This window comes from Gammaproteobacteria bacterium (assembly GCA_034522055.1).
Classification (GTDB): Bacteria; Pseudomonadota; Gammaproteobacteria; order JAABTG01; family JAABTG01; genus JAABTG01.
In genome coordinates, this window is the sequence record JAXHLS010000002.1 from 1,492,216 (window position 1) to 1,515,273 (window position 23,058).

Sequence of the window (23,058 nt, forward strand, 5' to 3'; positions counted from 1 at the left end):
GGTCAGCGCTTTCCCGTTCCTTGGTCGCACCGCTCGAACGAGATCAGCCGATGCACGGGATCTTCGACCAGCGTGAAGGCGGGTCCGGCGAGGATCCTCAAGGCCGTGCGCAGCGGCAGCGGACCGAGCGCGCGGTGGGCTTCCGGCAACGGCAGATCCAAAAGTTCGGCTCGGTCCGCGTCGGCGGCAAGGGGTGGCGACAGACGATAGCCGGACGACTCGAGCAGCGTCTCGACCGCGTCTCCGATCCGGATCACAGACGCCGGCAATACCGAGACCACCGGGGCTGCGAGGGGATCCCGTTGCGCCAGGCTCGGCGCCGGCTGCACCGTCGAGTAGCGCGCGACGGTGAGCTCGGCCGTATTGGCATCGAGGGACGCAATCAGCGCCCCCAGCATGCAGGCGGAGACGGGAAAAAGGTGATGGCGATGCGCGTAGGTTCGTTTCATGAGTGCCCGGGCGAGTTCAAAACCTGCGTCCGAGTTTGCTGAGCGCGCCGTCCTCGCGAAACGGGAAACTCTCGCAGGTTACGCGTTCCTTTCAGCGCGACAAATATACGGTCAATATCTGCTCGCGTCCGTGGCCGAGCTCTCGGCTGATGACGAGCCGCGCCGCGCGGTCGATAGCGCGCTGCTCTCGCGTGAACGAACTCGAGGTCGGGCCCCCTGCCGCGGGTGCCTTCCAGCCGGTGAGCTCCTCGTAACGTCCCTGGGCATAGGCGTGCCGGAGGCCGTGCAGTTTCGAGAGCCCGGCGTTTGCGGTATGGCGCTCGTACACGCGTAGCTGCTGCCGGTAGTTGCGCTCGGCCGGGATCAGCGAGCCGCGGCCCGCGAGGCGATGGGCGCGATCCAGGATCACCCGCTGCGCCGGGGTGCGCACGGGGATCTCGCGGGCCTTGCCGCCCTTGGTCCAGCTGTCCTTTAGCACCAGGTGATCGCCCCGATCCGCGTAGCTGGGTTGGAACTTGATGGCTTCCTCGCGCCGGAGACCGAAGGCCTGCTGCAGCTCGAGGCTCATCCGGACGTGGGCGTCCTTGACGCAATCGAGGGCCGCGCCGTCGACCTGGCGCGCCTTCGACTCGGTGCTGACGAACGTCCGCTCCGGGATCCCGTAGTGGTCGTTCTGGCGGGCGATGACGTTCTGCCGGTTCACCTTCTGCGCCCACCAGCGCAACACCGTCATCCGGTTCTTGATGGTGCCGATGGAGAGCGACTCGGTCTGCCACCGGTTCACCAGCGCTTCCACATGTTTCGGTTTCAGCGACTGCGCGCCCATGCCCCGGAAGCCCAGCGCATGGAGTTGGTCGGCGATCAGCGACAGCAGGCGCTCGCGGTTGCGCTGGGTCGCATAGCCACCGTCACGGTTGTGGCGACACAGCTGTTTGAGTTGGTAGTTCAGGTCTCTCAAAGTGTTCGATGCTCTGGTAAGTGTTTCTGACCACCTGGCAGGCCGTAGCCGGCCAGGTCCTTAGATCAAGGCACGGGTCACGGGACACCACTCCCGTTCAACCTGAAGATGCCTGGTTGCAGGCAACACCGGTTCTCCCCTGTGGGGGATCGGTCCGGTGCAGACCAACTGGCCCGTTGTGGGCCGCTCTTCGATAACGCATCACCTCCTTCGTGTTGCTTGAGTTGAATGAATGGTCTTGCTGTAACGCATTACCTCCGTTGAGTTGGGCGAATGGGATCTTCGCGATGTTGAGAGAACACCCGTCGAAGCGCCCTGCGGCGGCCGGATCGGGCAGATCGTGGAATGGCGAGCTGGGAGCTCACCGGATGAGTCGACCGGAGGGCCGACGATTTTGACGATGGACCGGCGACCGTGAGGTCGGCGCGCTGGATCCGGTCCTTGGCGCGCATGCCCGATTTGACCTAAGCGGTCGAGGGTGGGCGCCCTCTTTGCCACTGAGCCGCAGTGGCCACGGATGAAATCGATCGTGGGCGCCAGTTTAGGAACGCGTCATTCGCGCGTCATCGGGAAAATCGGCCCTCACGCCGCGCCGTTTACGGTAGCGCCGCCCGCGTCACTACCCCGCTTACGCTCGCTAGTGACACGGGCGACTTCGCGGCGGAGCAGCCCCTATGCCAGGCATGCGCCTGGCACAGGGGCTGCATCGAGAGGCTCCCGCGGGCCTGCGGCGCGGCTTCACCTGACCACAGGGGCCCACAGGCACCGCGCAAGCGCGGTCCCGCCCTTGGCGACGCGAGTAAGAAGGCTCGCTTTGCCAAGGGCGGACAAGGCCTGTGGACTCTGTGGACAGCTGATTCGGGAATAAGAGGCGACTTCGAGCGGCCGACCGGCGGGCGATTATTACACTGTAATAATTTGCCGAGGGGGCACGTCAGGGCGCATCGGCGCCCAGTATGGTGGGCGGGCGCAGTTCGGCACGACTCTACTTCAAGCCCAACCGCACTTTGGCCTCCACAAGCGGCAGTTCCCTTCCGGTCTCGAGTTCGGGAATAAGGGGAGACTTCGAGCGGCGGGCGGGCGATTATTACAGTGTAATAATCTGCCGAGGCGGCACGTCAGGGCGAGTCTTCGTCCGGCACGTCGAGCAGGCGCTCGCTACGCCAGACTCGAACGACACGAATCCGCGTACCAGGTCCGTATCAAATTCCAGATCGCTAAGTGCGGATTCGGTGATCCGAATGGCAACCTTCGCCATGCTCCTACTTCGAGCCCAGCCGTTTACGGTAGCGCCGCCCGCGTCACTACCACGCTTGCGCTCACTAGTGACACGAGCGGCGTCGCGGCTTCACCTGACCACAGGGGCCCACAGGGACCGCGCAAGCGCGGTCCCGCCCTGGCGACGCGAGTGGGAAGGCTCGCTTTGCCAAGGGCGGGCAAGGCCTGTGGACTCTGTGGACAGCTGCGCGAGAATTTATTCCTTCGTCCGTTACAGGAATTTGTAACCCGCCTCGCGCTGGCTTCTGACCGCCAACACGAAGACGGTATCGACCTCAGGAACATAGCGGTAGAGGGCAACATAACCGCGAGATTGCCGACCGATGATCAGTTCCCGGGTATCGTGGCGAGTTGGGCGTCCCAGCAGGGGATTGGATTCAAGCACATTGATTGCCTGGATGATCTGATCGATACGCGCAGCTGCCTCCGCGACTTCGTTTTGTGCGAGGTGTTCCAGTATTCGATCGAAATCGTCGGCAACACGCGCCGCCAGCTCAATGCGCGCCATCGCGACGAATGATCAGCGGGAAAGCTTACGTGCCACCGGAGGAGTCGACTTCTTACCGGCTACGCGATCTTCCAGATAGGTACGCATCTCCGACCAAGGGATCGTCTCTCCCGATGCGACGATCTGAGCATAGCGATCTCCTGCCGTCTCGTGGAATTCGTTGCGTCGCTCTTCCCCATCCACGCGTTCAGCAATCGCATCGAGGATGAACGCGTGCGAGGTCATGCCTGCCCGCTCTGCGGCACGCGCAATACGATTTTTGAGATCATCGGGCAAACGAACGGTCGTCGTCGGCATCATGCAGGCTCCCAAGCATTGCTTTGGCGAAATTGTAGCACATAAGTGCTACTATCCAAGATGACCCGTACGGGTTGATGCCATCGCTCCACCGGTGGTCCGCGCCATCACCGATCTTGACAGGGGCTACCTCGAAGTAGGTTCGGCTATGCGTCTGAACGTACGTTGAACTCGAAGAGGTCGCTACCTGACCGGCAACCGAGGTCGAAAGCGGCCACCAATAGCCATCCGCAGGAATTATTACACTGTAATAATTTGGTGGCCGGCTTCCGGGCGGCTCGTCGACGGTGTGCTTTGGCAACGCCGCGGCCGGACCGATGCACCTATTCGATCCGAGTCGGCGCGTTTCGGCATGAGTCTACTTCAAGCCCAACCGCGCTTTGGCCTCCGCGAGCGGCAGTTCCCGTCCGGCCTTGAGGTCGGCAAGACCGGCGATGACGGCTCGCATGAACGCCCGTTCGTCTTGGGCCATCGCCGAGTCAGTCACCGACTTCACATCTGCCACGTCCCGGCCGCGGCGGGTTCTCGCAGGCGTCAAGCCAGCCAGCCTTGGGCGACGCCCTTCGGTGCCATGGTCTCGTTACTTCTGTTCATCGTCGATCTCGCTCACATCCAGCAGCTGGCTTCCCCGGCGGACCGTGAGGATCTCGACCTTGTCCTTGACGCTGTAAATCACGCGGTAGGCGCCAAAGATCAGCTCTCTGATTCGCCTGACACCCACTTCCGGAACAACGCGACCGATCTCCGGAAAATCCGCCAGACGCTCGACCGATTCGAACAGTTCGTCCACCCACCGCTCGGCGGCATTGGGGTTGTCTTTAGCGATGTAGCGCGCGATATCAGATACCCGATCCAGTGCCAGTGGAGACCACTCCACCCTCACCGCGCGATCCCTTTCAGGACCCGCGCCCTCGCTTCATCGTGGGGAACGCCCCCGCCGGCGGCAAGTTGTTCCTCGGCGCCATAGATGTCCTCGAGGATCTCCAGTCGTTCCTGCATCGACTCGAACTCATGGACATCCATGAGGACGGCGACCCCGCGCCCTCGCTGGGTCAAGACCATCGGTCGCCGCGTCTCGTGAATGTGCTTTACAAACGACGCCACTTCGGCACGAAACTCAGACAAGGGACGGATATCCTCATCAACTCTTACTTTCGACATGGCGACCTCTAAAAGTACGTTAACTTGTACTCTTTAATGTACGTTCAGGGCAAGCCGATCGCAAGCGGACCGGCGATGGGCCGGCACCTGCCGGTTCTCCGAGCCGACGACTCGGTGAGACAGTCGTGGGGCCCGTGGGCCGGAGAGAGAGAGGCGCCACTTTTACCCAAGTGGCCAGGGAGAAGATGCCATGACCGGAAACGCCCATGCCGACATGGCCGATTAGTCCATCGTCACCGAGGGACTGACCCTGCAGGCCTTCGGCGTGGACACCAGACTATCGGCGCGGGACAAACACATCCTGGAGGCTGCCACATGGAGCAGCGCCCTGGTCACCGATACCTTCGATCCCCGCGAGGTGCTGCCATCCCTGGGCCTCTCCGTCCACCTCGGCTATCTCGCCGGCCACATCCTGCTCTTCGTCGAGCACATGGACCTTGAGGATGTCGCCCTCCATGCCGGCGCCGAGGGTTCCGGGCAGCAGGGATATGGTGTTGGCCAGCATCACCCGGGGCAGGCCCAGGGGCGGCCTGAATCCATAGTCGATGATCCCCGGTGCAATGAGCAGGCGGGGGTCCAAGGCCCGCCAGGTGGCTTTGGGCTCACCCCATTCACATCGAGGTAGGTAAGGATCTTCTAGATGACTTCCGGGTCCTCGATGCACGCGATGATCCGCACTGCCCCGCCGCAAGCGGGATAGGTCTTTTCGAGTACATCCCTGTACCCGACCGCTTCGCGGCAGCCTTCGGCTGTGCAAATCGGCTTTCCTGCCGATTTGTCAATATCGACCCCGAAGACTCGCTTCAAACGCTGCGCCCAAGTCATCGTAGCGCGGCGTTCGGCGGGCGTGGGCTCTTCCGGATCCGTGGGCGTGGCGTGTTCGCCTCCCTTGCCCCACCGGGCCGGCGTCAACCGCGCGAGATACTTGCTGTTGGGCGCAAACACGCCGTGGAAACGGGTCTATGCGGAGATCTGCATAGCCGGGTGAGATTGACCCGAGGTTTCGGCACCAGCGCTGCCCGCCGCGCAATGACAAATCGGCAAGACTGCCGATTTGCACGACCGCCGTTCGCCGGCAGGGTGGCGCACAGGGGCGTGCGCCATCAAGTCGAGCGGCTCGAATACATTGCAAACCCGTTAATACTTAATATAATGCGAACGCTTCTCATCTTTGTTCTCGGAGTCCACGCATAATGACGCACGAAGAATCCCGGTTCGGCCCTTCCTGGCCTTGCACAATGACGCTAATTTTGGTAGCACTGCTAACCGGAAATACGGCAGCGCAGCCCCAGAGGCCGATCGAATCCGAGGCCGAGACAGGGGCGGTTATGTTAGAGCCGATCTCGATAGTGGGCAGCATCGAAACGTCGAGCCAGGAGGCAGTGCGGCGGAAAGCTGACGCACCCAACGCGATGGAAGTTATCGACGCCGAGCAGCTCCAGCAGTTCAACGAGCAGGCGCTTGGCGACGCGCTGCGGCGGCTGCCGGGCGTCACATTTGACGGCGCCAACCGCGCGCGCGAGGTTCGGTTGCGTGGCTTGCCCGGTGAATATACGCAGGTTCTGATCAACGGCAGGCCGCTGATCGATGGCGAGTCCCGGCGCAACTTCGAGGTCGACCGGATACCCACCGGGCTGGTCGAGCATGTGGAAGTGATCCGTGCGCCACGGGCTATCTACAACGGGCAGGGTGCTGCCGGCACCGTCAACATCGTGCTGAAAAATGGCGTTGATTCCCTGTCGGATAGCGAGCTGGCGGTAGGCGTTGGCTATCTCGAAGACAACGATGAAATGGGCGAGGTAACGTTTTCGCACGGCGAGAGAATCGGTCCCCTGGAAGCTGCGCTGGCCGGTTCGCTGCAGCGCTTTCGGCGCAGCGAGAGCAAGGATGCGTTAGAATTTGACGCAGGCGGCACGCCCGATGGTGGCGTGCTGGAGCTCAACGAACGGCGTTTCGACCAGGTCAACCTGATTCCGCGTTTTGCACTGGAAACCGAATATGCCGGTCGCTTCGAGTTCGAGCCATTCTATCTGCGCACCAAGGAGTTTCGAGACGATATCGAGACCGACCTGGAAGACGACCAGGTAACCACCGATCGAGTGAGCGACGAGCGCCGCGAAAGAGTCCGGGAAAGCTACGGCTTTCGGGCCGACTGGAAGCGTGCCATCGGCGCATCCGCGCAGCTACGCGTGGGCTTCGACTGGCAGCAGGGTGAGACCGACACCGATCGTGATGAAACCCGCTTCAACGCCGACGGCAGTGTCGACCGCGAACGGCAGCGCACCGAGCTGATTGAGCTCTCGATGATCCGGCCGGAAGCCGTCCTGAATATAGCCGCCGGCGCCCACGACATCAGCTTCGGCGTCGGCGCCGAGCTGCGGGAACACGATGAGACCAATTCCGAGATCCGCAACGGCGCGTTGCGCCCGCCGCGCGAGGATCGCATCTTCGACATCGACGAAGACGTGTTGTTCGCTTTCGCTGAAGACATCTGGCAGGCCAACGAACGTCTCAGCACAACCGGCGGCTTGCGCCTGGAAAGCTCGGATACCGAAGCAACCGATTTCTTCGGTACGACCACCTCGGAGGACGTCGCATTCCTGCTGCCTTCGCTGAACGTGGTATTCGCTGCCACACCCAATACCGACCTGCGCCTCGGCGTTGCGCGGACCTTGCGCCGGCCCGACCTGCGGACGCTTTCGCCAGCGGTTGACGAGCAGGACGGCACTCCTGCCGAACCGGATGTACAGGGCAACCCGAACCAGGAACCCGAATCCATCTGGGGCCTGGACGCTGGCGTAGACTATTACTTCGCCAATGATCGCGGCTACGTTTCACTAAATCTGTTTGCGCGTGAATTCGAAGACAAGATCGAATTGGTCACCGCGCAGGTCAGCGGGCGTTTTGTTGCCTCGCCGCAGAATGTCGGAGACGCTCGCGCCGCCGGGGTCGAAGTTGCGGGCCGCGTGCCGCTGGACGCGATCGGCTTCAACAACACCACTCTATGGGGCAATGTGACCTATACCGATTCACGCGTCGACGAAATTGGCGGCGGTTCAAGGCGTTTTCTGAATCAGCCGGATGCTGTCGCAAATCTGGGCGTCGACTACTTTTTCGTGCCCTGGCAAACGACGTTCGGGCTTTCCGTCAATCACACAACTTCGGTCGATCAGACTCAGCGCCTGGCCAACGGGGGATTTCTCGACCAATCGATAGAGGAACGGACCCGGCTGGACCTGTCGGTCAAAACTCAGGTGACTGAAAAGCTCGACGTGTCTATCAGCGCAACCAATCTTCTGGACCAGACCGAGGACCGGGTCGATCGGGTGCTTGATGGAACCGGTGCGGTCGAAGCCGTTACGCTTACCCGAGAACCCACGTATCGCAGCGTATTCGCACGCGTGAAGTGGCGCTTCTGAGTATTTCTGGGTTGAAAAGGCTACATCGATGGGCCGGACTGGCACTGTTCATGATCCTTGTCCTGCAGTGCCTGACCGGTTCGTTGCTGCTGTTCGAAGACGAGCTGGAGCCGATTGTTCTCGATCTTGAAGTCAAACGGCAAGCGGCGGGCGCGCCGCTTCGGCTTAGGCTGGATAAACTGGCGCGCCGGGCAGTCAGCAGCCCGGGTGTTCAGGAAGTCACGCGGATTTATCCGTCGATATCGCCGAATTCTAGTTCTCCCGCGCGGGTCCTTGCCCGGAACAGGCACGATCCGAACAGCGAAATTGAACGCTTCATTGACCCTTTCAACGGCCGCATACTCGGCGAGCGCCCGCACAAGATGATCGGACTGGGCCGCGCCAGTCTGATGCCCACGGTCAAGGAGTTGCACACCAAGCTTCTGGCAGGCGATACCGGCAAAATCATCCTCGGCGTGGTAGCCATCCTGTGGCTGCTCTCCGGGGCGCTGGGCATTGTCCTCTGTCTGCCACGCGGGGGCTCCAGATCGAAATGGCCGCGTGGATGGCGCATCACGCGCTTTCGTTCGAGCTATCAGTTGCACCGCGGCGGCGGCCTGTGGCTGGCCGGGGCGGCAATCGTCTTCTCCGCCAGCGCCAGTGTTCTCGTATTCGAGGGCTGGATCTTTGTCGAGCCCGGCGTGGCGTCGGCGACGCAAGCCGGTAACCCGGTCGGTTTCGAAGCCGCCGCAACCGCCGCACGGTCGAACCTGCCCGGGAATGGACGTGATTACCAGCTCGAATCGATTCGCATCGAAAGCGACAAGTCGCGTTACCGGGTCGATTTCAGGCACGACCCTGAACACGGCATCTGGCACCGCCCCGAAGAGCAAGTCTACGTGGAGGCCTCTGATGGTCGATTGCTAGGTCGCGAGGGATGGCTCGCCGCGAGCGGATTGAACCATGTCAAACACCTGGCTTTGCCGTTGCACACCGGGGCGGTACTTGGTGCGCCGGGCAGAATTGCCGCCCTCATTGCTGCAATGCTGCTGGCCGTGCAGATCAGCGCTGGCGTTTGGTTGTGGTGGCGAGGGCGTGCCCGCTAATTGCCTAAGCAATTTTCTCTACACCGAACGACCTGTATCTAGAACAGCAAGTCGGTGCTTTGCGCTCGGTACTGCTGCCAGTCGTGCCTGGTGGTGGCTAAGTCAGACCTTGCTGCGGCCCGTATCCTGCTGATCGTGATCGGCACAGGCATCGCGGCTAATATGACCGAGTTCCAGTACCGCAAGGCCAACTGGCTGGTCAGTGGCGGTGAACGATCACCGTCCATTCGGCGGCCCCTGCGCGCTGCGCAGCTGCAACTGAGACAGTGCTGGAGCCCGTGGGCCGGAGAGGGAGAGGCGCCACTTTTACCCAAGTGGCCAGGGAGAAGATGCCGGCAGCGGCCGGCGGGATCAGTCCTCGTTTGGTAGCAAGATGGTCATGACGGGTTCACCGTCGTCACCGGGTCCCACCACGCACTTCAGACTTGCCAGCGTGCGCCGGGTGGAAACGCCGTCCCTCGCGACACGGCTGACTTCGTAGTTCAACTGATGGACCTCATAGTCCGCCAGCCGGATCGCACAGGCGGTGGAGTAGAGCACGTTCCACAGGCGCTCGCCTTCACGCTGTTCAAGCTGGCGCTGGCTGTCGTCCGGGGTCCAGGCCACGCAATCGGCCCAGGCCGCCGCGGTCAGGGCCACCGGACCGGCAAAGCCGGATTCCAGGTTGATGATCCCCGCGGCAACCAGGACACCGTCCTCGAGGGCCTGGGCTCGGGTATAGGTCGAGATGACCTCGCCGAATATCGGGTGGGCCATGGGCTTGATGGTTGGGTCTGACATGGTGTTCTCCTTGGATGAAAGAGTCGGAGAGGCACTCCCCCGAATGGGAAGGACCTCTCCGGTGGGTGGGTAAAAGGTGCGTGGACTCAGAGAAGGCCACGCTCGGCAAAGGACACGCTTTCGCCGGCGGCGACCACGAAGTGATCGAGCAGGCGGATGTCCACCAGTGCGAGGGCCTCTTTCAGCCTGCGCGTGATGGCCTCGTCGGCATGACTCGGCTCGGCGACACCCGAAGGGTGGTTGTGAAAGCAGACGATGGCGGCCGCGTTAGCCTCCAGTGCCCGCTGGACGACGATCCGCGGATACACGGATGCGCCGTCGATGGTGCCGTGGAACAGATCCACCGCTTTGATGATGCGGTGGCGGTTGTCGAGGAAGAAGGCCCCGAACAGTTCCGCCTTGTGTTCGGCGAGCCTGATACGAAGATAGGCCCGAGTGTCCTCGGGTTTAGTGAAGGCTCGTCCCGCACAATGGCGTTGTTTGAGGATGGCCAGGGCCAGCGCGATCACGGTTTGTTTCTCCCGGGCATTCAAGGTCAATGGTCTGAGATCCACGAAACGGTCGCCGCCGTCGTGGAGGTCGGGTTGAAGGGGATGGGGCATGACGGTTCTCCTCGATGAGATGGGGAGACTCGCCCCGCCGGGGAGTGACTCCCCGTTGGGTGGAAAGGGGACCGGGTGATGGGATCACCCGGTCTGATGTGGCTTTACGCGGCTTGCTCGGTGTAGAACGGTTGACCGTCGACCTTGGCCCAGCTGACTCGCAACAGGCGAGCCTTCAAGCTGATCCCGGTCTCACCGGCCTTGTCGCCGTTCTTATAGGTGTAGGCTTCAGCGAACAGATCGCTGAGCGTGAACCCCACGAGCACCTTGAGCTTGCCCTCGACGGCCGGCTTGAGTTGACGCACGATCTCCTGCGCCTGCTTGCCGGACACGCGACACTCGAAGTAGCTGTACTGGGCGTCGTCGGCGCTGCCCCGCAGGGCGGCGATGGTGACACTCCAGAAGGGCGAGCCTTCATTCGGCGTCACCTCCCGGGCCCGGTTGAGATAACCGATACCGGTGGTGTAGAGGTCGAAATACTTCGTATCTTCGTTGGACATGACGTTTCTCCTTCAAACGGAACGGGATCCGGAGAACGCGCCATCCCGGTCGGGAGCACATTCCCGGCAGGGTGGGTTGAGTCGAGGTCGCGAACGACCTCTTGTGGGCTGACACCGTTGCCTCGCGGCTCGGGTGCGTGCATCGGTTTCACAGCCCGACGATGCATCGGGTGTCACTGAGGCCGCAGTGACCACGGATGAAACCGGGTTGTGGTGTTGACGGGTTCAGGCCGCATCGGGGGTGTCGCAGACGTAGCGCAGGTACTTCAGCATGCCCCGGGCGTTGGCGAACGCCGGATGCTCGGCCACCGCCTGGTTCGGGAACCAGTCCCGGATGTGCGGGGCCAGGGCCACCGCCCCGCCCCCCACGATCAGGATCCGCTCGAGCTCCGCGCCACGCCCGAGCTGGCGCTGGGTCTCGGCGTGGAGCCGCTCGACCAACTGGCGCTCCGCCACCTTCACCAGGGGCGAGACATCGTGGGTCTGCCCGAACAGTCGCACGGTGCCTCGTTGGAGGGCCTCCTCCACCAGGCGCTCGCTCACGGTCTCCAGATCGAATCGCCCCTGAATGGCGTCCCGGACGTCGCGTTTCACGTCGAGGAGCCCGCAGCGCAGCGATCCGGATCCACCGTGCAGGACCGCCTGATCGGCCACCACCACGTAATCGGTAGTGCGCCCGCCGATGTCCACCACCGCCACCGGGGCCTGCAGTCGCTCGGGTTCGAGCTGCACGCCGTCCCTGGATTCGGTGATGACGTGGTCGTACCAGGCGGCCAGGGCCTCGGGGATGATCTCGTGGAAGGCGATGGCCGCCGGCAGCCGGCCGTCCAGGGGTGATACGGCCTGCTTGAGGCTGTCCCGTTTCCGCACCAGGGTGTCCTCGCAGCGGCTGCCGTCCTTGCGATAGAAGCTGCCCACCGGCAGGCCGGACACGGCGTGCACCGACCGCCCGCCGAGGCCCGCCTGTTGCAGCGCGTGCTGGACGATAGCGCGGTTGAGGCCGGAGAAGGGATAGCCATCGAAGTAGGTGGGCTCGCCCTCTACCTCGCCCACGGCGAAGGGCTGATCGGCGGTCTCATACTCGAAGATCCGCGGCCGGGCGTCGTCGATCCAGGTCACGTTGGCCCGTCCGAGCCGGGCCCGGGAGGGGGTCGCCACCAGGCGGCCGTCCGGCAGCGCCACCTTGGTGAACGCATAGCCGTCGTCGAGGCCCACCGGGACGGGATCCATGGTGTGCTCAGACATCGGTGTCCTCCGCGCGCGATCGTGGCCTCACCCCACCACCTTGCGCAGGTGGGCGAAGGGCTTCCCGGTCGCCGGCCGGGGCGGCGTTTCGGGTGACATCGGAGCCTGCGTGTCCCCGCTCGGCCGGGGCTTCGGGGCCTGGCCGAGGCCGGCGGAGAACACGAAGCCCCGTTGCGGCAAGTACGGCGGTTGCGGCGTCTGGCGTTCCCGGTCCGGACCGGGCGATGCCGCGCCGTCCAGCTGGCGGGCGATGCGTCGTTCCGCCAGGAAACCCTGGACCAGCAACGCGCGGATCCAGTCGGGGTGGCGGCGCTTGGGAAGCGCTTCCAGGTGCGCCATGATCAGGGCCTCCACCAGGATCGCAGAGTCCAGCGATACGCTGATCCGCTTCCCGGCACGCGGTGAGGGGGTGGTCGACACAGGGACTCCGTCGGCTTGGTCCTGGGGCCGGATGCTGGACCCGGCGATGGCGGCAGGGATCCACAATCCGCGGCCCCGGGTGGGATCGTTTCATGACGGCGGCACTCACGACCGCGGGGCTTGCGCGTGGAGGTCGAGGTGCCGAGACGTGGCGCTCTCCGGCATGGGCCGCAGCGGCCCGTGGGGCGCCCGCCGGGTACCGGCGATCACGGCCTCGGGGATCGTGCCCAGCTGCGCCTGCGCCTCGGTCGCGCGGGCGGTCCCCTGCAGCACCTCCGCACGGATCAGCCCCGTGGGGCGGTATCCCAGGGGGCTCTGGAAGGCACGGCGCAACGCGCGACCACCCAGGGACGCGGTGCGCTCGCCGTCGTCAGCGGTGATGACGCCGATATGCCGGGCGGTGAGCACGGCGCGCACGAGCCGATCGTAGGCCGCCACCAGCTGGGCGCCGCGGAAGGCGTAGGGATTGCTGAAGCGCAGCGGTGTGTGGGTCGGGCGTACCGATGCCGCCGGCGTCGCACGGATGGCCGCCGAGGCATTCAGGCCGGTCTCCACCGTTTCGATGGCCGCGGCCAGCGCCTGATCGGCCGCTTCGAGGGCATCGTGAACCTTGAGCAGCCACCAGTCGGCATAGGGATCGTCGGCCCTCACCCCGTGCCAGATGGCGCGGAGCAGGTTCGCGAAGCCGATGAGTCCGATGATGGCCGGCTTGTCCGGGGTACCGGGGCGTCCCTTCACCAGGCGCTGGGCCTGACGGGTCTCGAGGGTGAGGGTCACCACGCCGCGCAGGACCCCGGGCCGATCGGCCTCCGGGGACGGGACGGTACGCGAGTCGGGATCTGTTCGGGGGATCTCCGTGGCCTGCTGATTCACGATCGTGGCTCCTGTGGGTGGTCACCGGCGGGATTTGGCCGTGGACATCCACCTTGAGGGTGAGCGGGGAATCGCGGGAAGGAGAAAGGGCGTCGGGTGGTCGCGTGGTTCCGTGGGCACGCACCGGTTCACTGGGGCGGGGGGGGTGACGGTGACTGGCCGGGCGCAGGGCCCGGACAAATTATTACACTGTAATAATCCGACAGCGGTCGCTTCGATCAGGACCGGCGATCCGGCTTGGCACCCCGTGGCGGCATCCCCAGGAGCCTGCGGGCTTCGGCCAGCGGGCTCTCCCCACCCGCCCGTACCTGCTCCAGACGCCGCCGATGATCCCGTGCCCGGGCCGCGGCCTCCTGGCGCTGGTGCGCCGCCGCCGCGGCGTCCCGTTCGCGGGCCTCCCGGACCTTGATCCCGAGGTTGGGCTGGAAACCGCCGCTGTGGGCCCGGCTGCAGAGGTGATGGAGATAGCGGAGTTCGTCGTAGATCGGCCTGGCGCCCTGCCGCTCGGCGCGAAAGCGCCCTTCGAGCTCGTCGAGCACGGCCTGGCGCTGCCCCGCGTCGACGCGCTCGAGGTAGCGGGCGGCGATGTCGAGCTGGTTGGCGGAGAGCCGGTGCGGATAGATCAACGGCGCGCACCCGGCGTCGGCATTCGATGCCGACGTGGGATCCGTTGTTGTTGTTGTTTTATTTATATAACTACTACTACTACGAACCGACTTCGATATTTGAGGGCTCAAAATTCGAAGGCGGTCCCCAACCGCCTTTGATTTTTGGTCCTGGTTGGTGAGCCGGGCCAGGACAGCGGCGCTGAAGCTGAAGTAGCGTCGCGCGCCGGCCTGGTGCACCGCTTGCGCGGCCTCGAGGCGGCGCTCCATCCCATTGGTGGGTGCCAGCACGTCGACGCCGGTGGCAATCTCCTCGTCGAGGGAGGCCAACACGGCCGCTGCCACCTTGCGGACCCGGGCGTGGTGGTGCCGGCCCACCGCCCTCAGGAAGGCCATGTACTCGGCATCGAGGTGCAGCGCATCGGCCAGGGGCAGGGGCTCGTCGTGCAGGGCATAGACGTTGCCCCGATAGCGGCCACCGTCGTCCCTGACTCGCGCGCACAGGGACAGCCAGCGGGTCACCCGCAGGATGGCGATGGCGCGGGACACCGTGGAGGTGGAGGCGATGTTGGCGTGGCGGGCGATGGCGTCGTAGCGGGGAAACGCGGTGCCGGTAGGGATGGCCCGGCCCTGCTGGCAGATCACCATCCACACCACCTTGTCCACCGGCTCCAGGACGGGATCCTGCACCAGCAGCAGCGGAAAGGCCTGGTGCCGGTTGCCGAGGAACAGCAGGGCATCCCCGCTCCCGTCGGTGGTCTGCCGGCAAGCCTGCGAGACGGTCTCGCGGATCAGGGTGTCGAGGGCACGGGTGGCCGGTCGGACATCCCCCTCGTGCCGGCCCATGGGCGCGGCTCAGCGTCCGGCCGGTGGCCGGTTGGCGTCTGAGTCTTCCATCGTTACCGGGGCGGGGCCGGCCGGCGACAAGTCACCATACTCGGCCCAGCGCTGGGTGAGCACCCACACGGCGCGAAGCGATGCCCCCGTCTCCCGGCTGAGTTCGAGGTAGACTTCCGGGGCCAGGGGCGCCGTCGGATCGGGGGCCGTGCGCTGGCACCAGGCGTGCCACAGGGTGTGGGAGGTGGCCTCGTCGGGCTCGGGCGGCCTGCCGGTGGCGGGTTCGGCGGTGAGGACGCGGCGCAGCCGCGTGTACTCCCGCGAGCCCACGCCGAAGAGTCGGCGCATCATCTCCAGCGGGGCGTCGGCCTGGATGAAGTCCCGTTGTAGATCCTCCAGTTCCCGTTCCCGGCGCAGGTGGCCCAGCAGCGGCCAGTAGATCTCGCGATTGAGCCGGATGTCGAGACAGTGGGCCTGCAGGGCGCCTATCCGGTAGAGATCGGCCAGGTTGACGTCGCGCAGGGCGGCCACCTCCTCCGGCCCGAAGTTCATGCCGCGCAGGGCATGCTGATCGCCCTCCGCCAGGCAGCGGATGGCATACAGCAGGACCGCCCGCACCAGCTCGGATTCCTTGGTCCCGGTGGCGGTGCTCATGGCCACAGCGCCGTGCCGGCGGCCTCGGCGGCCTGATGGAGGTCCCGGTAGGTCTCCATGAGCGCCACCAGGTCCCGCCAGGTCCGCCCGTCCAAGCGGCGCCACAGCCTGAACCCCATGTGGCCGGGATCCAAAGTCCACACACTGGAGAACAACAGGCCGGCGTCCTGATCCTCGAGGGCACGGCGCAGGACGGAGCTCTCGGTCAGGTTGGGGAGGATCTCGTCCACGGGGGCCACCGTCATCTCCGCCACCGCCGCGAGATACCACCAGACCATGGAGATCTGGGCCAGGGTATCCTCGTCCAGCTGATCCACGAGGGCCGGATCGGGCACGTCCGTGAGCAGGAACCCCAGCCCTCGACCGGGGAGCGGCTGAATCAATTCGCTGAGACCATTGCGTTGGGCCAGCAGGCTGGCCAGGGTCCAGGCCCGGGCCCGCAGGGACTTGATGTCCCCGGGGCCGGGGGCGGCGTCCGGATTGTCCGTCCCGGTATGCTCGATGGCCTCGGAAGACGGTATCTCTCCCCCCGGGGGACCATCGCCGTCGCTGGTCGCCGTTGGCTCCGTCCCGTCAGCGGGGGTGGTTGCGGGAGTCACGGTCATGTTCTTCGCCGGCGTCCGGCGCGGGGTGTCCGATGGGGCTTCGCGCGTCATGCTGGCTGCGACGTAACGGCAACTGGAGCGGCGCGATTTCGGTTTCGCTGCCGGCCGTAACGGCAACCGACGGCTGCGGTTTCGGTTCGCGCCGGCCGACGACGGCAACCGGAGCGGCCGCGGTTTCGGTTTGCGCTGCCGGCCCCGCCTCGCCGTGGCGCCCGGCGAGCCGAGTCTCCAGCATCATGCTCACCGCCTGGATGCTCACCTCCGCCTGCTCGGCGATCTCGGCCTCCAGGGCGCGGCGCAGGTGGCCGATGTCCCAGTCCGGATCGTCATAGCGCCGACACAGGGCACCGAAGGTCTGGTCGAACACCGCCTCGGTGTCCACCGCGCGCTCGAGCCAGATGGCGCGGACCGCACGCTCCAGCTGGCGGATCCGTTCGACCTGGGGCCGGCCCAGGCCGGACAGCAGCGCCGCCGGCAACAGCGGCAGCAGCCGCTCGACGGCATATTGCATCTGGGAGATCAGCCCCTGGCTGAGCCCGTAGCCCCGATCCTTGAGTGCCGCAGACAACTCGGCCTGGGTGATCACACCCGTACCCGCTTCCCCTTCGATCAAGCGCTTCGCCTCGTCCACGGCCAGGGCCTTGTCCAGAAAGTTGAGCGGGCCCCGCAGATCGTTTTCACGCAGGTGGGCCAGCAGGACGTCGGTCTCCCCGGTCCATGGCCGATAGAGGCAGGTGATGTCGCGAAAGCGTGCCTCGCCCGTCTCCTCGTAGAGCTCCAGCAGGATCCGCAGTCGCGTGTTACCGCCACCATGGATCATGTAGTCGGATTCACCGGGACGTCGGGTCACCACCAGCGGCTGATCCAGGCCTTCGGCCCGTATGGAGGCCTTGATGCGGAGATACTCCGGGTTGGGCTGCTGGCGTGGATCCCGGTCATAGCGCCGGATCTCACGGACATCGAGCGCCAGCAGGGTGGCCCCCTCCTCCACCGCCGCTACCGTGCCATCCCGGCCGGCGCCCGTGTCTCCGTCGGTCATGGCCGTCTCCTCGCCGGCCCGGCGCGCCGCTGTCTCGCCGGCCCGTTTTGGACGGTGGCCTTGCCACAGTCATGGCACCGGGAGGGCATTCGGCCGGTGAGATGGCCGGGCCATGGCCTGCCGCAAGTCGGGCAGCGATGGCGCCGATAGAGCAGGCAGGCGGGGCACAGACTGTGGGGCTCACCGGCCGGGCCCACGGAGCGGACGCCGCACTCGACACAATGCTGGGCCTGCCAGATCCCGCTCTGAACCAGCACCGGGATGCTGTGGATCCGCGCGATGTCGAGCAGGGGCTCGCGCACGGCCTGGTGGTAGAGGGTATTGAGGGCGATGAGATGGGCGGCCGGGGCGAGGGCATGGTCCACCAGGGCGTGGTGATAGCGCCATACGATGCTGGCGTGCAGTCGCCGCATCAGGGACTTCATCAGCCAGGTATCCGTGTAGGGTGCGAGCCCGGGCGGCGAATGGCGATGATGTACCTCACGATACATCCGGCCAATCCGGGCCTGGGACAGGCCGGTCAGTTGCTGCACCAGGCCGGCGCGGGCGCCGCAGCGGATCAGCTTGAGCGCCTCGGCCTCGATCCGGCAGCGGCTTTCGGTGGGTGTGGGCACCGGCCCTGCCGGGGCTGCCATCGCCAGGGGATCCAGGGCCATCGCCGTCCCCCCTCAGGGTGCGGCCAACAGGCCGGCGTGGGCCAGCACCGCGTCCACCTCGGCGGTCCTGCCCGACTGGAGAGCCTGGAACAGCCGTGTCCACCACCAGGATTCGCGGCGGGGTACGAGGAGTGGGATCCGGATGTCGATGGAGCGGGCCAGATCGTCGGGCTTCAGGGCCCCGATCTGTTCCACCCACTGGATCGGCACGCCCATCAACGCACCGGCGCACTGGGGTGCCTGGTGCGCGAGATCGCGGGCCTGGATGAGGTATTGAAGATTGAGTTTCGAAAAGTCCGTATTCATGGCGCGCTACTCTTCGCTGTGGTGGCGGCTGGCCCGTGCGCGCGACGCACCGGCTCACCGATCGCCTTCGGCCATCGGGCCGTGGACGTTGTTGATGAGTTCGGCGACGAGCCGCGAATCGAAGTAGACCCGGCGCCCGTGGCGACGCCGCGCGTTGGCCAGCGCCTCGGTGAAGGGATGGGAGCGGCGATCGAGGGCCATGCGCAGTCCCTTGGGCGTGGTGTGCAGAACCGTGGCCACGTGCTCGACCTTCATGAGTGGCCCGAAGTGCTGCAGCAGGTAATGGTAGGTCCCGGTATCGATCCCTGGTCCGTCCTGAGTACTGGTGTGTCCTTTCATGGTCTCGATCCTAGTCCGTGGCTGGGGGTTTAACCTGTCCGAAAGCGGCACTTGAACAAGGGGCTTTCCCGCCTATTTCGGCCGCATGCCGTCAATGGTCGATGGTCCAAGCGTCAAGCCTGCGGATCATGGCCATGCCGGGAGGTATCCCCCTCGTCCAGCGCGCTCGAGGAGACTTCACGCGGCGTCAGTTACGTGCTGGGCTCGCCCGATCACACCAGGGCTTCGCCCGCGAACACGCCGCAAAGGGAAGGGAAGAACAGGGCCGCGCCCTTGGGTGAGCCTGGCCTGGCCTCTGGATCTAGAAGGACGTCACGCGCGCCTACGGTTGGCCCGGAAATTGTCCGCAGCCACAATGGGACGGCGCTTGCCCGGCGACCGTTGGGGACAGGGCGTCAACGGGACCAGGGTTTCGCGAGGGCTGTTGCGATGGGTGACGATGGCTGCGTGGTCGTTTCGAGGCCGTCGCTCGGGTTTGCGGACGTTCTGGCCGATGACCACCATGAACGATGTCGCTCTCCGCCGTGGAGATTGCGTATGTCGTAGAGAAACAGCGGCGGGGTGTGGGTGGGACGTCGAGTCCCCTCGGTCCAGGAGCCCGCCATGACCCGGGGGCCGGGGATCCGCTCTCCTTCACGCTCAGATCGCGCTTCGGGGCTGGATGACTTGGCGTCGGCCAAGGATCACGCCAACACCGAATAGGGGACCGTACTTCAACCGTATCGTGGAATGCCGGCATCGCGGTGTCTCGCTCAACCTCGATCCCCTATTGCATCGCTCACCCCGCGGGTGGTCCCTGGCTTCCACGAACCACGGCTCCGAGCCTGAGTCATGCATCTATTCAGTCACGGCAATACCCCGTTCAAGCCCATCGATCCGCCGCCCCCCTCTACCATCGGATCCAAACCGTAACGTGCCGCGACAATGCCGAGCTGTGCATCGGTCGCGACATTGAGCTTACGCCGGATACTGCGCCGATGGTGCTCGACCGTCTTCGCTGCCAGGGCAAGTCGGTCGGAGATCTCGGCGGCTGTCTGACCGCGGAGCATCAATAACAGGACGTCCATTTCCCGATCGGACAAGGAATCGACGCAGGCATCCTCCCGATGCACGTAGTCCAGGGCGATCTGTTGTGCCAGGCCGGAATCCACGTAACAGTCGCCCGCGTAGACCGCTCGAATGGTCCGCACGAGCTCATGAACAACGGCCTGCTTGGTCAGAAACCCTTTCGCACCCGCCGCCACGGCGCGTACGGCGAAGCCGCGTTCTACCAGTCCGGTGAGGACGATGATCCGTATCTCCGGGAGCTGGCGCGACAGGCGGCGCGTGACCTCGAGACCCGAAATGCCGGGCAGCTTGATATCGACCAATGCGATGTCCGGCTTCATCGCATGCGCCATCTTGATGGCCTCCTCCCCCGACTTGGCCGCACCGACGACCGTCATGTCCTCGGCGTTATTGCACACCCCGCTGAGCAGGGTGCGCATCATCCCCTGGTCGTCTGCCACTAGGATCTCGATCATATCCAGTACTCCGAAAATAACTGCCGGTATCCGTCGTAGAGCCGCCGAGCACCCGCAGTCACCTGCTCAGCCTCTGCCTCCGTCCTGCCCGGGAGGTCTTTCACCTCCTTTTCCTGATTCGCCACTTCGTTGGCGGCCGCCACGACGCTACTGGGCGAATCGAGCCCGTCATAACCCGCGTGATGTCCCTCTGCACAGGCCGCCAATACCGCCGGGAGCCGCCACTCCTGAAGCAGCACGCCACCGATCGTTGCGTGGGTGACTCCCAGGATCTCGTTCTCGGCCTCCAGCAGTGGGGTCCCGGCCTCGACCCGGTCGAGCACCGTCCGGTATGCATTGGGCGCCTGGCGTACCAGGCACAACTTGCCGATATCGTGTAGCAGGCCGCACACCCAGATCGGCGCCGCCTTTTGCTGCACTCCCGGCCGCATCAGGGCATTGGCGTAACAGGCGGTCAACAAGCTGTGGTCCCAGAATGTCTCCATGCTGAACGCCCTTTCAGAGATCCCCCTGAAGATCCGCACCACCTCGGTTGAGAGCACCAGGCCCGCGACGTCCAGGGTCCCTACCCTCACCACCGCCTCACGGACCGAACCCACCGGCGTCTTGACGTAGAAGGCCGAGTTCGCGAGTCGCAAGAGGCGCGCCGTTATTGCCGGATCCGATTCGATGATGCGGGCGAAATCGTCTGCGCCACCGCTCTCGATCTCGTCGAAGAGCTTGAGCACCACGGGCGCCGGTGACGGAAGCCGAGTACTACAGACGAGCTGGCCAATGTCCATGCCGCGCTTCGTCAAAGCCCCAGGATCCGGTCCACTTCGTCGCGTCGATCCGGAGACGCCCGAAGGTAAGCCCGCTGCAACTCGGCGAGTCGGTCGGTGAGTGCCGCGACCTCAGCCGGATCGTCCAGCAGATCGGGTTTCTCAGCGACCGCTTCGGCCAGCGCGTAAAGGGCGACGACGCTGGTGCCGAACACGCCGGAAATGCGCTCGAGATGGCGTGGGTGAACACCTCCCGGCAAGCCCCGCTCGGTGCGCGACAGGTTCGCCGCCGATACGTCCGCCAGACGTGCCGTCTCCTCCAACGACACGCCCCGAGTAACCCGTAGCGCCCTTAGAACTAACCCGATGGGCGAATCCCCTAGTATCTGTTTGCTCCTCCCGCTCAAAGTATCTTATCCGCCTTGTAATTATTACAAACTTTGAGATCCTATCGCAACGCCCGGCCGGTCCCGATCCAACAGGGCCTGTCTAGGATTGTAGTGGGTCCAGTGCTAGTCGAGAAAAACGACACGGAATTGGCAGATGACAGAGTACGATTTCTCACACCTGAATCTGGAGTATTTGATCCAGGCGCGCGATCTGGCACGGCAAAACCTGCACGGCTGTGCCTTGCTCCTGGGGATCCCCGAAGAGCTCGCCGCGCGCCTCGCGGATGTCACACCGGCCGGCCTGTCTCGCGTCGCGGCGTTCAAGCCACCGCTGGTGTCCCCCAGGCTGGGCGACTGGTGGTGGGAGCGACTGCTTACAGCGTTGACCGACGGCGATGGCGACGAACTCCAAGCAGTCCTCGAGCACGCCAGCCTGATTACAGCCGGCTAGCCCATACCCATTCCCTGCAGCCAGCGACCCTCATGGGCACAGGAATGGATTCCATCGCTGCCCATGGTCCGGAACGGAACATCAACGTCCGACTCGCCGCCGATCCGGCCTGGAAAAAGACGGTGGCGGTCCTCGATGCGACCCGGCTCATGGAATTGGGGGCCCGGACTGGGTTGATCTGTCACTTGACGAAGCTGGACAGGAAGACCGCGAATCGACTGTACCGGCAGATCTACGGTCGACCCTCTCCGCCCGGGCAGTTCCCGTTCAGCGACGCCTGGTTTCTGAAAAGCGAGCGGCGGATGCTTCACGCCGCTATCGTCTGGCGTATTCACAAACACCTGCGAGAAACCAACAGCCGCCCCGCCCGCATTCTGATCGACGTCTACGAGATCTACCGGCAGATCATCCAGGAGGATCTCCTCGGGATCTCCCAGGTCGCCTTCGTCCCGCGCATCCTGGAGATGCAACTCTGGCACGAGCGACAATGCCCGCGTTGTTTGACCGAGTTTATTTCGCCCGTCGAGGAAACCGACGCGAGCTGCCCCGGCTGTCGACTGCATCATCGCTTTCGCTGCCGGTACTGTGGCGGGCGAGCAGAGGGGCTGCGCAGAGGTCGCCGCCCCGCGACCTGCCGGCATTGTGGGGCGGCGCGGGATCCATGAAAAATTGGTTCCGATGACTGCGGCGGTTGGTACCTGCTTAGATCTTCAATGGAGAAGGCTGGTGGGCCTTTGCGCCTGGCGGGTCTATCACTGAGGCCTCGCGCCAACTGATATTGTGGCAATAATGGGTGACGTCCCCTTCGACATCCATTCCGAGTTCGGGGAACTCCTGAGCGAGCACCTGCGCGACTGGCTGGAATGTTCCCCCAATTGACCAGTTTGCCAAACTGGTGTCCGCCATCGTGGCGCAGGCGGCCGTAATCCGCGTGGAGATGGGTTGTCCGACAGCCCGGCTCCAATCGAAGACAAGCACTTGAGTCTAAAGAGAGTCTAAGACTGCAGTCTAGGGCCGGTCAGGACCAGCGCCAGATTGCCCCGAAGCCGGGGGATCGGCAAAACGACTTTCGCGGAGTGCATGGCCCGCTTCAAGCGATCGGGCTTGTCTTGGCCACAGGCGCATTAGCTGGATGAGACGGTGCTGGAGCACAAGCTCTACTCAGAGGCGCTGTTCAAGAACTTGAAGTAGCTCCCGGGTGTACCCCGACAAGTCTTTTGACAGCCTCCAGCAAGCTCGTGACTGGTTCGTCGGGTCGGACTCCAGCATATGTACAACGAGGTCCACCGCCATAGCGACCTGAGATTCGTGACACCGG

At 64.6% G+C, this 23,058-nt stretch carries 27 protein-coding genes and 2 pseudogenes; 4 read left to right on the forward strand and 25 right to left on the reverse strand.

Annotated elements, in window-relative coordinates:
- Window positions 1-2: 2 nt before the first annotated feature.
- The 9 genes and pseudogenes from U5S82_07210 to U5S82_07250 form a co-directional block, all read right to left on the reverse strand.
- Entirely contained in the window at window positions 3-449 is a 447-nt protein-coding gene (locus U5S82_07210; protein MDZ7751438.1) for a pili assembly chaperone, read from the reverse strand.
- A 91-nt stretch (window positions 450-540) separates the two neighbouring features.
- Window positions 541-1,407, reverse strand: a complete 867-nt coding sequence (locus tag U5S82_07215; protein ID MDZ7751439.1) for a phage integrase N-terminal domain-containing protein — start codon at window positions 1,405-1,407, stop codon at window positions 541-543.
- Window positions 1,408-2,896: 1,489 nt separating this feature from the next.
- A complete protein-coding gene (locus tag U5S82_07220) occupies window positions 2,897-3,193 on the reverse strand; it encodes a type II toxin-antitoxin system RelE/ParE family toxin (protein MDZ7751440.1) in 297 nt (98 codons plus the stop codon).
- 12 nt (window positions 3,194-3,205) lie between these two features.
- Complete coding sequence (locus U5S82_07225) at window positions 3,206-3,490, reverse strand: CopG family transcriptional regulator (protein MDZ7751441.1); 285 nt, start codon at window positions 3,488-3,490, stop codon at window positions 3,206-3,208.
- A gap of 358 nt (window positions 3,491-3,848) precedes the next feature.
- Window positions 3,849-4,013: pseudogene (locus U5S82_07230) on the reverse strand (prevent-host-death family protein).
- Between the two features lie 57 nt (window positions 4,014-4,070).
- Window positions 4,071-4,373 carry a type II toxin-antitoxin system RelE/ParE family toxin gene (locus U5S82_07235; GenBank protein MDZ7751442.1) on the reverse strand — a complete coding sequence of 101 codons (303 nt, stop codon included), beginning with the start codon at window positions 4,371-4,373 and terminating at the stop codon, window positions 4,071-4,073.
- Complete coding sequence (locus tag U5S82_07240; GenBank protein ID MDZ7751443.1) at window positions 4,370-4,651, reverse strand: type II toxin-antitoxin system Phd/YefM family antitoxin; 282 nt, start codon at window positions 4,649-4,651, stop codon at window positions 4,370-4,372. Before U5S82_07240 ends, U5S82_07235 begins: the two co-directional genes overlap by 4 nt.
- 277 nt (window positions 4,652-4,928) lie before the next feature.
- Window positions 4,929-5,231, reverse strand: a complete 303-nt coding sequence (locus U5S82_07245) for a Na+/H+ antiporter subunit E (GenBank protein ID MDZ7751444.1) — start codon at window positions 5,229-5,231, stop codon at window positions 4,929-4,931.
- A 59-nt stretch (window positions 5,232-5,290) separates the two neighbouring features.
- Window positions 5,291-5,682 (reverse strand): annotated as a pseudogene (locus tag U5S82_07250) (hypothetical protein).
- Between the two features lie 318 nt (window positions 5,683-6,000).
- On the opposite strand from U5S82_07250, the gene U5S82_07255 reads away from it, so the two are divergent.
- Both U5S82_07255 and U5S82_07260 read left to right on the forward strand, forming a co-directional pair.
- A complete protein-coding gene (locus U5S82_07255) occupies window positions 6,001-8,070 on the forward strand; it encodes a TonB-dependent receptor (GenBank protein MDZ7751445.1) in 2,070 nt (689 codons plus the stop codon).
- Window positions 8,058-9,155 (forward strand): PepSY-associated TM helix domain-containing protein, encoded by a 1,098-nt coding sequence (locus tag U5S82_07260; protein ID MDZ7751446.1) that lies wholly within the window; start codon window positions 8,058-8,060, stop codon window positions 9,153-9,155. Before U5S82_07255 ends, U5S82_07260 begins: the two co-directional genes overlap by 13 nt.
- A 351-nt stretch (window positions 9,156-9,506) precedes the next feature.
- Here the strand turns inward: U5S82_07260 and U5S82_07265 are convergent, their stop codons facing one another.
- From U5S82_07265 to U5S82_07340, 16 genes are all read right to left on the reverse strand, one after another.
- A complete protein-coding gene (locus U5S82_07265) occupies window positions 9,507-9,935 on the reverse strand; it encodes a DUF6573 family protein (GenBank protein ID MDZ7751447.1) in 429 nt (142 codons plus the stop codon).
- Window positions 9,936-10,021: 86 nt separating this feature from the next.
- Entirely contained in the window at window positions 10,022-10,537 is a 516-nt protein-coding gene (locus U5S82_07270; GenBank protein MDZ7751448.1) for a JAB domain-containing protein, read from the reverse strand.
- Between the two features lie 104 nt (window positions 10,538-10,641).
- On the reverse strand, window positions 10,642-11,037 hold the full coding sequence (locus tag U5S82_07275) for an STY4534 family ICE replication protein (protein MDZ7751449.1): 396 nt from the start codon (window positions 11,035-11,037) through the stop codon (window positions 10,642-10,644).
- A 225-nt stretch (window positions 11,038-11,262) separates the two neighbouring features.
- Complete coding sequence (locus U5S82_07280; GenBank protein MDZ7751450.1) at window positions 11,263-12,282, reverse strand: ParM/StbA family protein; 1,020 nt, start codon at window positions 12,280-12,282, stop codon at window positions 11,263-11,265.
- A 27-nt stretch (window positions 12,283-12,309) separates the two neighbouring features.
- Window positions 12,310-12,702 carry a hypothetical protein gene (locus U5S82_07285; protein ID MDZ7751451.1) on the reverse strand — a complete coding sequence of 131 codons (393 nt, stop codon included), beginning with the start codon at window positions 12,700-12,702 and terminating at the stop codon, window positions 12,310-12,312.
- A gap of 105 nt (window positions 12,703-12,807) precedes the next feature.
- On the reverse strand, window positions 12,808-13,575 hold the full coding sequence (locus U5S82_07290; GenBank protein ID MDZ7751452.1) for a TIGR03761 family integrating conjugative element protein: 768 nt from the start codon (window positions 13,573-13,575) through the stop codon (window positions 12,808-12,810).
- Window positions 13,576-13,793: 218 nt separating this feature from the next.
- Complete coding sequence (locus U5S82_07295; GenBank protein ID MDZ7751453.1) at window positions 13,794-15,026, reverse strand: STY4528 family pathogenicity island replication protein; 1,233 nt, start codon at window positions 15,024-15,026, stop codon at window positions 13,794-13,796.
- 9 nt (window positions 15,027-15,035) lie between these two features.
- Window positions 15,036-15,671 (reverse strand): DUF2857 domain-containing protein, encoded by a 636-nt coding sequence (locus tag U5S82_07300; GenBank protein MDZ7751454.1) that lies wholly within the window; start codon window positions 15,669-15,671, stop codon window positions 15,036-15,038.
- A complete protein-coding gene (locus U5S82_07305) occupies window positions 15,668-16,276 on the reverse strand; it encodes a hypothetical protein (protein ID MDZ7751455.1) in 609 nt (202 codons plus the stop codon). Before U5S82_07305 ends, U5S82_07300 begins: the two co-directional genes overlap by 4 nt.
- A complete protein-coding gene (locus tag U5S82_07310; GenBank protein MDZ7751456.1) occupies window positions 16,245-17,315 on the reverse strand; it encodes a ParB family protein in 1,071 nt (356 codons plus the stop codon). The genes U5S82_07305 and U5S82_07310 overlap by 32 nt, the downstream gene beginning before the upstream one ends.
- Window positions 17,312-17,971 (reverse strand): FlhC family transcriptional regulator, encoded by a 660-nt coding sequence (locus U5S82_07315; GenBank protein MDZ7751457.1) that lies wholly within the window; start codon window positions 17,969-17,971, stop codon window positions 17,312-17,314. Before U5S82_07315 ends, U5S82_07310 begins: the two co-directional genes overlap by 4 nt.
- 12 nt (window positions 17,972-17,983) lie before the next feature.
- Window positions 17,984-18,277 (reverse strand): hypothetical protein, encoded by a 294-nt coding sequence (locus tag U5S82_07320; protein MDZ7751458.1) that lies wholly within the window; start codon window positions 18,275-18,277, stop codon window positions 17,984-17,986.
- A gap of 54 nt (window positions 18,278-18,331) precedes the next feature.
- Window positions 18,332-18,616: a hypothetical protein gene (locus U5S82_07325; protein MDZ7751459.1), complete on the reverse strand. Its 285-nt coding sequence runs from the start codon at window positions 18,614-18,616 to the stop codon at window positions 18,332-18,334.
- An 845-nt stretch (window positions 18,617-19,461) separates the two neighbouring features.
- Window positions 19,462-20,139, reverse strand: coding sequence for a response regulator transcription factor (locus U5S82_07330; GenBank protein ID MDZ7751460.1), 678 nt, complete (start codon window positions 20,137-20,139; stop codon window positions 19,462-19,464).
- Window positions 20,136-20,921: an HDOD domain-containing protein gene (locus U5S82_07335; GenBank protein MDZ7751461.1), complete on the reverse strand. Its 786-nt coding sequence runs from the start codon at window positions 20,919-20,921 to the stop codon at window positions 20,136-20,138. The genes U5S82_07330 and U5S82_07335 overlap by 4 nt, the downstream gene beginning before the upstream one ends.
- Window positions 20,922-20,932: 11 nt before the next feature.
- The gene (locus U5S82_07340; protein MDZ7751462.1) at window positions 20,933-21,307 is read right to left on the reverse strand and encodes a helix-turn-helix transcriptional regulator; all 375 of its coding nucleotides are present in this window, start codon (window positions 21,305-21,307) and stop codon (window positions 20,933-20,935) included.
- A 136-nt stretch (window positions 21,308-21,443) separates the two neighbouring features.
- Between U5S82_07340 and U5S82_07345 the strand changes: the two genes are divergently transcribed.
- Both U5S82_07345 and U5S82_07350 read left to right on the forward strand, forming a co-directional pair.
- Window positions 21,444-21,740: a flagellar transcriptional regulator FlhD gene (locus U5S82_07345; GenBank protein MDZ7751463.1), complete on the forward strand. Its 297-nt coding sequence runs from the start codon at window positions 21,444-21,446 to the stop codon at window positions 21,738-21,740.
- A gap of 44 nt (window positions 21,741-21,784) precedes the next feature.
- Window positions 21,785-22,405 carry a FlhC family transcriptional regulator gene (locus tag U5S82_07350; GenBank protein ID MDZ7751464.1) on the forward strand — a complete coding sequence of 207 codons (621 nt, stop codon included), beginning with the start codon at window positions 21,785-21,787 and terminating at the stop codon, window positions 22,403-22,405.
- Window positions 22,406-23,058 lie beyond the last annotated feature (653 nt).

Bases quoted from the DNA above. Each gene is read 5' to 3' on its own strand.
- U5S82_07210 (MDZ7751438.1), bottom strand. From the start codon at position 449: ATGAAACGAACCTACGCGCATCGCCATCACCTTTTTCCCGTCTCCGCC.
- U5S82_07300 (MDZ7751454.1), bottom strand. From the start codon at position 15,671: ATGAGCACCGCCACCGGGACCAAGGAATCCGAGCTGGTGCGGGCGGTC.
- U5S82_07240 (MDZ7751443.1), bottom strand. From the start codon at position 4,651: ATGTCGAAAGTAAGAGTTGATGAGGATATCCGTCCCTTGTCTGAGTTT.
- U5S82_07315 (MDZ7751457.1), bottom strand. From the start codon at position 17,971: ATGGCCCTGGATCCCCTGGCGATGGCAGCCCCGGCAGGGCCGGTGCCC.
- U5S82_07305 (MDZ7751455.1), bottom strand. From the start codon at position 16,276: ATGACCGTGACTCCCGCAACCACCCCCGCTGACGGGACGGAGCCAACG.
- U5S82_07320 (MDZ7751458.1), bottom strand. From the start codon at position 18,277: ATGAATACGGACTTTTCGAAACTCAATCTTCAATACCTCATCCAGGCC.
- U5S82_07350 (MDZ7751464.1), top strand. From the start codon at position 21,785: ATGGATTCCATCGCTGCCCATGGTCCGGAACGGAACATCAACGTCCGA.
- U5S82_07225 (MDZ7751441.1), bottom strand. From the start codon at position 3,490: ATGCCGACGACGACCGTTCGTTTGCCCGATGATCTCAAAAATCGTATT.
- U5S82_07295 (MDZ7751453.1), bottom strand. From the start codon at position 15,026: ATGGGCCGGCACGAGGGGGATGTCCGACCGGCCACCCGTGCCCTCGAC.
- U5S82_07325 (MDZ7751459.1), bottom strand. From the start codon at position 18,616: ATGAAAGGACACACCAGTACTCAGGACGGACCAGGGATCGATACCGGG.
- U5S82_07345 (MDZ7751463.1), top strand. From the start codon at position 21,444: ATGACAGAGTACGATTTCTCACACCTGAATCTGGAGTATTTGATCCAG.
- U5S82_07265 (MDZ7751447.1), bottom strand. From the start codon at position 9,935: ATGTCAGACCCAACCATCAAGCCCATGGCCCACCCGATATTCGGCGAG.
- U5S82_07270 (MDZ7751448.1), bottom strand. From the start codon at position 10,537: ATGCCCCATCCCCTTCAACCCGACCTCCACGACGGCGGCGACCGTTTC.
- U5S82_07280 (MDZ7751450.1), bottom strand. From the start codon at position 12,282: ATGTCTGAGCACACCATGGATCCCGTCCCGGTGGGCCTCGACGACGGC.
- U5S82_07335 (MDZ7751461.1), bottom strand. From the start codon at position 20,921: ATGGACATTGGCCAGCTCGTCTGTAGTACTCGGCTTCCGTCACCGGCG.
- U5S82_07220 (MDZ7751440.1), bottom strand. From the start codon at position 3,193: ATGGCGCGCATTGAGCTGGCGGCGCGTGTTGCCGACGATTTCGATCGA.
- U5S82_07310 (MDZ7751456.1), bottom strand. From the start codon at position 17,315: ATGACCGACGGAGACACGGGCGCCGGCCGGGATGGCACGGTAGCGGCG.
- U5S82_07330 (MDZ7751460.1), bottom strand. From the start codon at position 20,139: ATGATCGAGATCCTAGTGGCAGACGACCAGGGGATGATGCGCACCCTG.
- U5S82_07275 (MDZ7751449.1), bottom strand. From the start codon at position 11,037: ATGTCCAACGAAGATACGAAGTATTTCGACCTCTACACCACCGGTATC.